The following is an 8183-nucleotide window of genomic DNA, read 5'->3' on the forward strand; positions in this document are numbered from 1 at the left end:
CACGTGCTGCGGCACCTGTCCGGGCAGGTCAACCGGGACCGCCGGGACCGGGTCCGGCGCGCCGCGCCGCAGCCGGTCGCCCGGATCGCGGACTGGATCGCCGAGCGTCGGCCCGCACCGGGCAGCCGGATCAGTCTGCCCGGCTCGCAGCAGGGGCTCGGTGAGGAGATCGGCCTGTCCCGGGTCACCGTCAACCGGGCGCTGCGGGTCCTCGCCGACGCGGGGTGCCATCCGGGTCGAGCCCGGCGTCGTGGTGGTGGTCGACCCCTGGCGGGTCGCGGCCGTGGCCGCCGGGCGGTAGCCGGGCACCGCCCCGAAAGTTTCCGGAAGTTCTGGTCACAGCGATCGGTTCGACATAGCATGCACGCGCTTGGATGCGTCTGTCACGCGCCGGCTCCACACCCCGCCACCAGCCACAATCGCGTAAAGGGATCACCGATGCGCCTCTGGAAGACCTCCCCCCGGTCGCGACACCGGTCGCGACTCCTCGCCGTCCTCTGCACCACCACACTCGTCGCGGCCGTCGCCGTCGCACCCGGCCCGGCCGTCGCCGCCGAGACCGTCCTCTCCACCGACTTCGAATCCGGCTCGTACGCCCCGTGGGGGCCGCGCGGCGACGTGACCCTCGCCATCGCGCCGGAGGGCCACGACAGCGACAACAGCCTCTCGGTCACCGGCCGTACGGCGAACTGGCAGGGCCCGGCGACCAGCGCGACCGCCCTGTTCACCCCCGGTACGCGGTACTCGGTCACCGCCTGGGTGAAGCTCCCGGCCGGCACCGAGGGCACCGCCGGCGTGCACTTCACCGTGGAGTCGACGCCTGCCGCAGGCGGTGACAACACGTACACCTGGATCGGCGACAGCGTGCCCGCCACCGCGGCCGGCTGGGTGCGGATCGGCGGCGACTACACGCTGCCCACCGGGCTGAGCGCGGCCACCCTCTACGTCGAGGCGGAGGGGACCACCCCGTTCCTGCTGGACGACGTCCTGATCACCGCGCCGGACGGCGGGACCGGACCGGCACCGGGCACGGTGATCGTCGACACCGACTTCGAGGACGGGCTGGACGGTTGGGGCCCGCGCGACGGCGGCCCGGGCGCTCCGCGCGTCACGCTCACCGACGTCGCGCACGGCGGGGAGGCCGCGGCGCTGGTCAGCGACCGGGTCAACCAGGGCGCCGGGCTCGGCCGGGACGTGACCGGGCTGGTCGAGCCCGGCGTGACCTTCGAGTTCAGTGCCTGGTTGCGCTTCGCCGAAGGTCAGCCGACCGACGAGATCTGGCTCAGCCTTGCCAGCACCAGCGGCGGCAGCCAGACCTTCGCCACCCTCGCCCAGTTCACCACCGTCACCAACAGCGGGTGGACGCAGGTGACCGCCCGCTTCACCGTGCCGGCGGCGGACAGCACGTACCTCTACTTCGAGACCCGCTGGCAGGGCGCGGACGTCCCCGGCAACACCAGCGACTTCCTCGTCGACGACGTCGTCGTACGGGTGCCCCAGCCCCCGGTGATCGAGGACCTCACCGGCATCCACGAGACCACCGACTTCCCGGTCGGAGTGGCGATCGACGGCCGGGAGACCGTCGGGGCCGCCGCCGAGCTGCTGACCCGGCACTTCAACCAGGTCACCCACGAGAACCACATGAAGCCCGAAGCCTGGTACGACGACGAGGGCACCTTCCGGCCGCACGACCAGGCGCTCGCCGTGCTGGACTTCGCCCGGGACAACGAGCTGCGTGTCTACGGCCATGTGCTGGTCTGGCACAGCCAGACCCCGGCCTGGTTCTTCCAGGACGCGGATGGTCAGCCCCTCACCACCTCTGTGGCACACCAGCAGCTGCTGCGCGACCGGATGCGTACCCACATCTTCGGTGTCGCCGAATCACTACGGCAACGGTACGGCCCGTTCGGCTCCGCCACCAACCCGCTGTACGCGTGGGACGTGGTCAACGAGGTGGTCAGCGACAGCGGCGAGCACGCCGACGGCCTGCGGCGCAGCGAGTGGTACCGCATTCTCGGCGAGAGCTACGTCGACCTCGCCTTCGAGTACGCCCACGAGGCGTTCAACGACGTCCACGCGGTCGAGGGCAGCGACCCGGTCGCCCTGTTCATCAACGACTACAACACCGAGCAGAGCGGCAAGCAGGCCCGCTACCGGGCGCTGGTGGAGCGGCTGCTCGCCCGGGGCGTACCGGTCGACGGGGTGGGCCACCAGTTCCACGTCTCGCTGGCCACGCCGGTGAGCAGCCTGGAGGCGGCGCTGGACGCGTTCACCGACCTGCCAGTGACCCAGGCCGTCACCGAACTCGACGTCACCACCGGCACCCCGGTCACCCAGGCGAACCTGATCGAGCAGGGCTACTACTACCGGGACGCCTTCCGGATCTTCCGGGAGCACACCGAGGAGCTGACGGCCGTCACGGTCTGGGGTCTCACCGACGGCCGTTCGTGGCGTTCGGCGAACGCGCCGCTGCTGTTCGACGACGACCTGCGGGCCAAGCCCGCCTATCACGGCGCGGCCGACGGTGAGCTGCCCGCCCGGCTGCGGACCGCCACCGTCTTCGCCGGTGACGTGGCGCTCACCGCCGCCGCGCCTGCGGACCTGACCTGGCGCAAGCTCCCGTTGCACCCGGTGGAGGAGGCGGCCCGGTTCCAGCTGCGCTGGGCACCGGACCACCTCACCGCGTACGTCACGGTCACCGACGCCACGGTCTCCGTCGACGACCGGGTCGAGTTCGTCCTCGACGGCGAGACCTACCGGGTCCGGCGGGACGGCACCGGTGACGTACCGGCCGTGGCAGCGGTCCGGGACGGCGGCTACCACCTGGTCGCCCACCTGCCGCTGACCGACGCCGTCCGGGGGGACACGCTCCCCCTCGACGTACGGGTCACCGACGACGGGACCACGTCGGCCTGGAACACCCCGGGCGCGGTCGGCACCCTGACCCTGGTGGAGGAGTTGTCGTACCTGGAGGTGCGCCGGGCGTCGAGCGCGCCGGGCGTCGACGGCACGGTGGACGCGGTCTGGGCGCAGGCGAGCACGGTGACCACGGCCAAGCAGGTCTCCGGCGCCGACGGTGCGGTCGCACAGGTCCGCACGCTGTGGCGGGACCAGACGCTCTACGTGCTGGCCGAGGTCACCGACCCGGTGGTGGACGTATCCGGGTCCGACCCGTGGACCCAGGACTCGGTGGAGATCTACGTCGACGCCGGTAACGCCAAGAACGGTTCCTACCGGTACGAAGACACCCAGATCCGGATCAACGCGGACAATGTCGTGTCGTTCGGCACCGGAGACGAGGCGTTCCAGGCGGGACGCCTGCGCAGCGCGACCGTGCGGACCGCGACCGGCTACACCGTCGAGGCCGCGATCAGCCTGCTCGAGCACGGCGGCCTCGACACGTTCCACGGCTTGGACTTCCAGGTCAACGACGCCTCCGGCGGTACGCGCACGGCGATCCGCAACTGGGCTGAGCAGGAGGGCGTCGGCTACCAGAGCACCGCCCGATGGGGAGTGGGCCGGTTGGTCGAGGGGTCGACCGTGGACGTCACGCTGACCCGGGTGGCCCGGTGGAACTCGGACAGCGGCGGGGGCTACTGCGCCACCATCACCGCCACCAACAACGGCGACAAGCCGGTGGCCTGGACCGCGATCGTCGACCTGGAGGGCGACATCTACACCGCGTGGAACTTCACCCGGGAGCGCCTGGCCGACGGCAGCTACCGGATCAGCGGTGTGGACTGGAACCGGACCCTGAAGCCCGGGGCCAGCACCGTCAGCGTCGGGTACTGCGCCAACCTGTGAGAGCCGGCACCGGCCCCGGCTGAGGTCGGGGCCTTGGCCGGCTCAGCAGAGACATTGCGACAGGGTACGGGCGCGACCTGTTCCGGTCCGCCCACCGCGAGCGGCTTGCCGCCGCAGTCGCTCGACTCTCTGGGCCTTCTCGCTGGCGCGCGTTGAATCTCGGCGCAGGCGGGGGGGTTGGCGGCCCGAGGGCCGCCATGTCGGGTACGGGCACTGTCGAGCTGACAGCGGCGACGGATCACCTGGGACCGGCCGAACACGTCCTGGCCCGGTGGTGACCGGTCCCGCCGTTCGCCCGGCCGGCCAGCAACCGTGCGCCACCGACACTGCCCAGCCTGCCAGCCCGCAACCTGCCGGCCTCTCGATCCGCCGAGGGGCCCGATAGCGCATACGGATCAGCTCGACAGCGGCCGACGACGTGACCCGGAGCCGGGCGCCGCCGAGAACACGAGACCGGATCGGGCCCAGGGCGTGGTGACGCCGCTGTCCCGGGCAGCGTCACGCCACCCGGGACAGCAGTCCGCCTCAGCCGGTCAGAAGTCGTCGTCGAAGCTGACCGAGCCGGTCACCCCGACCTGGTAGGCGGACACCCGCCGCTCGAAGAAGTTCGACAGCTCCTGGACGTCCTGCAACTCCATGAAGGCGAACGGGTTGCCGCTGCCGTACATCGGCGCGATGCCGAGCACGGCCAGCCGCCGGTCGGCCACGTGCTGGAGGTACTCCCGCATGTCGGCCAGCGACATCCCGGAGACACCCTGCTCCAGCAGGTCGGCGGCGAACTGCACCTCGCACTCGACCGCCTCGGCCAGCATGTCCTTGACCTGCTGCTCCATCTCGGCGTCGAACAGGTCCGGCTCCTCGGCCCGGACGGTGTCGACCACCTCGAACGCGAAGGCCATGTGCATGGACTCGTCGCGGAACACCCAGTTGGTGCCCGAGGCGAGGCCGTGCAGCAGACCCCGGGAACGCAGGAAGTAGACGTACGCGAAGGCGCCGTAGAAGAACAGGCCCTCGATGCAGGCGGCGAAACAGATCAGGTTCAGCAGGAAGGCCCGACGGTCCTCCCGGGTCCGCAGCTCGCGCAGTTCGAAGATCGAGTCGATCCACCTGAAGCAGAACTCGGCCTTGCGGGCGATCGACGGGATGTTCTCCACCGCCGCGAACGCCTCGAACCGTTCCTTCTCGTCCGGGACGTAGGTGTCCAGCAGGTTCAGGTAGAACTGGACGTGCACCGCCTCCTCGAACAACTGCCGAGAGAGATAGAGCCGCCCCTCCGGTGAGTTGACGTGTTGATAGAGGTTGAGCACCAGATTGTTGGCGACAATGGTGTCGCCGGTGGCGAAGAACGCCACGAGCCGCGACACCAGGTGCTGCTCCGCCGGGGAGAGCTTGGCCAGGTCTGCGAGGTCGGAGTGAAGGTCGACCTCCTCGACGGTCCAGGTGTTCTTGATCGCATCCTTGAACCGGTCGAAGAACTGCGGATAGCGCATCGGCCGCAGGGTCAGATCCATGCCGGGATCGAGCAGCATCTGCCGCTGCCCCGCGCTGGCGCTGGTGCTGGATTCGGAAACGGTGGTCACTGGCATGCCTCGCAGCTCTCGGGATTCTCCAGGGAGCAGGCCAGCGCCTCGTCGTCGCTCACCGCGACCACCGGCTTCACACCAGGGGTGACGGCGACGGTGGCCTGCTGGATGCGGGTCGCGGGACGCGACCGCAGGTAGTAGGTGGTCTTCAGCCCGGACTTCCAGGCATAGAGGTACATCGAGGAGAGCTTGCCGATGGTCGGCGCGCTCAGGAACAGGTTCAGCGACTGCGACTGGTCGATGAAGGGGGCACGGGCGGCCGCCAGGTCGATCAGCGCCCGCTGCGGCAGCTCCCACGCGGTACGGAACAGCTCGCGGACGTCCGCAGGAATCTCCGCGACGCCCTGCACGGAACCCTCGGCGCGCTTGATCTGCTCCCGGACCGGGGCCGTCCACAGCCCGCGCGCCTTCAGCTCGCGTACCAGATAGGTGTTGATCTGGAGGAACTCACCGGACATCGTCTCGCGCTTGAACAGGTTGGACACCTGCGGCTCGATGCACTCGTAGCAGCCGGCGATCGAGGCGATGGTGGCGGTCGGTGCGATCGCGACCAGCAGCGAGTTCCGCAGGCCGTGCCGGCCGATCGTCTCGCGCAGCGCGGCCCACCGCCCGGCCTGACCGACCTCGGCACCCCACAGGTCCGGGTGCAGCTCGCCCCGGGCGGCCCGGGTCTCGGCGTACGCGGGATGCGGGCCGAACCGCTCGGCGAGCCCGGCCGACGTCTCCAACGCGGTCAGGAAGATCTCCTCCTGCACCCGGGTCGACAACTCCCGGGCGGCCGGGGAGTCGAACGGCAGGCGCAGCGTGAAGAACGCGTCCTGCAGACCCATCAGCCCGAGCCCGACCGGACGCCAGCGCGGGTTCGACGCCGCCGCCTGCTCGGCCGGGTAGTAGTTGATGTCGATCACCCGGTCGAGGAACACCACGGCGGTACGCACCGTCGCCCGCAGCCGTTCCCAGTCGACGCCGTCCGCGGTGACGTGCGCGCCCAGGTTGACCGACCCGAGGTTGCACACCGCGGTCTCGGCATCGTCGTTGACCTCCAGGATCTCGGTGCACAGGTTCGACAGATGGATCGTGTTGCCCGGTGCGCCGGTCTGGTTGGACAGCCGGTTCGAGGCGTCCTTGAACGTCATCCACCCGTTGCCGGTCTGCGCGAGCGTCCGCATCATCCGCCCGTACAGGTCGCGGGCCTTGACGGTCTTGACCGCCTTCTTCTCCGCCGCGCGGTACGCCTCGTTGAACGCCTCGCCGAACAGGTCGGGCAGTTCGGGCGCGTCCGACGGGTCGACGAGCGACCAGTCGCCGTCCGCCTCGACCCGCCGCATGAACTCGTCCGGGATCCAGTTGGCGAGGTTCAGGTTGTGCGTCCGCCGGGACTCCTCGCCGGTGTTGTCCCGCAGTTCGAGGAACTCCTCGATGTCCGGGTGCCACGGTTCGAGATAGACGCAGGCCGCGCCCTTGCGGCGGCCGCCCTGGTTGACCGCGGCCACCCCGGCGTCCAGCGTCTTGAGGAACGGCACGATGCCGTTCGACCTGCCGTTGGTGCCCCGGATCAACGCTCCCCGACCGCGTACCCGGGACCAGGAGATCCCGATGCCACCGGAGAACTTGGACAGCTTCGCGACCTGGTGGTAGCGCTCGTAGATGGAATCGAGTTCGTCGCGGGGCGAGTCGACCAGGAAGCACGAGGACATCTGGGTGTGCCGGGTGCCGGAGTTGAACAGCGTCGGCGAACTCGGCAGGTAGGCCAGGCTGGACATCAGCCGGTAGAAGCCGATCGCCTCGCCGGGCGTCTGGGACAGGCCGCAGGCGACCCGCAACAGCCAGTACTGCGGCGTCTCCACCACGAGCCGGGTCTGCGGGTGCCGCAGCAGGTACCGGTCGGCGACCGTCCGCAGACCGAAGTACTCGAAGCGCAGGTCCCCCGCCGGGTCGATCGCGTCGTCCAGCTTGCGCGCGTTGCGGGCCACGAACGCGGCGGTATCGTCGCCGATCAGGCCCAGTCCGTGCGCGTACCGGATGGACTGACTGAAGCTGGCAACCTGCTGCCCACGGACCTCCTTGTCGACGTACGCGGCCAGCAGCCGGGCCGCCAGCTTCGAGTACTGCGGCTCCTCACCGATCAGTTCGGCCGCGGTCTGGATCGACAGCTTGTCCATCTCGGCGGTGGTCGCGCCGTCGTACAACCCGCTGATGGTCTTGGTGGCCACCCTCAGCGGGTCGATCTCGTCCAGGTCGGCGACCCACCGCTCCACCGCCTTGACGATCTTGTTGACGTCCACCGGCTCGGTGTCGCCGTTCCGCTTGCGGACCTGCATGACGTGCCGGCGCTGCTCCGGCCCCGCCTGCTCCTGGGTCACCGTCATGTTCCCCCTCCTCACGCCTGTCCCCGAGATCGTCGGGTCCGCGCGGGAGGACGCCGCCGGTCACCCGACGGCACTCCTGCCGTGACTGACCAGCCCATGGCGTCGGCTGTCCCGCGCGGCCTTCGACCGCCGCACACGTCGCGTGCGGCACGCTGGCAGGTCTTCGGACTCGTGGGCCTGGTGCTCGCGCCTACTGGCCGTCGCTTCCCAGACCTGGCGGGTCCAGTGCGTATGACGGCGGTCGTTCCCACTCACCGCTGCGGGGCAGTCCCGGATTCCCACCGAGTTCCCTCTTGCCTCGACCGTCGTGGAGCGGCGGCCGAACCAGCTACAGGGCACACCATATATGGGTGCGGTGCGGAGATGGCAACACCAGATGCTGTGCCGGGCGTGTCGTGTGCCGGATGTAGTTCACCCCGCCGACCGC

General features: G+C 70.1%; 3 protein-coding genes and 1 riboswitch. Of the genes, 1 reads left to right on the forward strand and 2 read right to left on the reverse strand.

The window, feature by feature from the left end:
• Positions 1-3: 3 nt before the first annotated feature.
• Complete coding sequence (locus ID554_RS30030) at positions 4-3804, forward strand: endo-1,4-beta-xylanase (RefSeq protein ID WP_158573687.1); 3801 nt, start codon at positions 4-6, stop codon at positions 3802-3804.
• A gap of 533 nt (positions 3805-4337) precedes the next feature.
• Here ID554_RS30030 and ID554_RS30035 read toward each other — a convergent pair.
• Together ID554_RS30035 and ID554_RS30040 are read right to left on the reverse strand one after the other, a co-directional pair.
• Entirely contained in the window at positions 4338-5390 is a 1053-nt protein-coding gene (locus ID554_RS30035; protein WP_117226926.1) for a ribonucleotide-diphosphate reductase subunit beta, read from the reverse strand.
• Positions 5381-7756: a ribonucleoside-diphosphate reductase subunit alpha gene (locus tag ID554_RS30040; RefSeq protein WP_117226925.1), complete on the reverse strand. Its 2376-nt coding sequence runs from the start codon at positions 7754-7756 to the stop codon at positions 5381-5383. Before ID554_RS30040 ends, ID554_RS30035 begins: the two co-directional genes overlap by 10 nt.
• Positions 7757-7893: 137 nt before the next feature.
• A riboswitch (cobalamin riboswitch) is annotated at positions 7894-8100 on the reverse strand.
• Between the last annotated feature and the right edge of the window lie 83 nt (positions 8101-8183).

This window comes from Micromonospora craniellae (genome assembly GCF_014764405.1).
GTDB lineage: Bacteria > Actinomycetota > Actinomycetes > Mycobacteriales > Micromonosporaceae > Micromonospora > Micromonospora craniellae.

What these genes read in the sequence shown, in the direction of transcription:
- ID554_RS30035 (WP_117226926.1), bottom strand. Translation starts at nt 5,390, where the DNA reads ATGCCAGTGACCACCGTTTCCGAATCCAGCACCAGCGCCAGCGCGGGG.
- ID554_RS30040 (WP_117226925.1), bottom strand. Translation starts at nt 7,756, where the DNA reads ATGACGGTGACCCAGGAGCAGGCGGGGCCGGAGCAGCGCCGGCACGTC.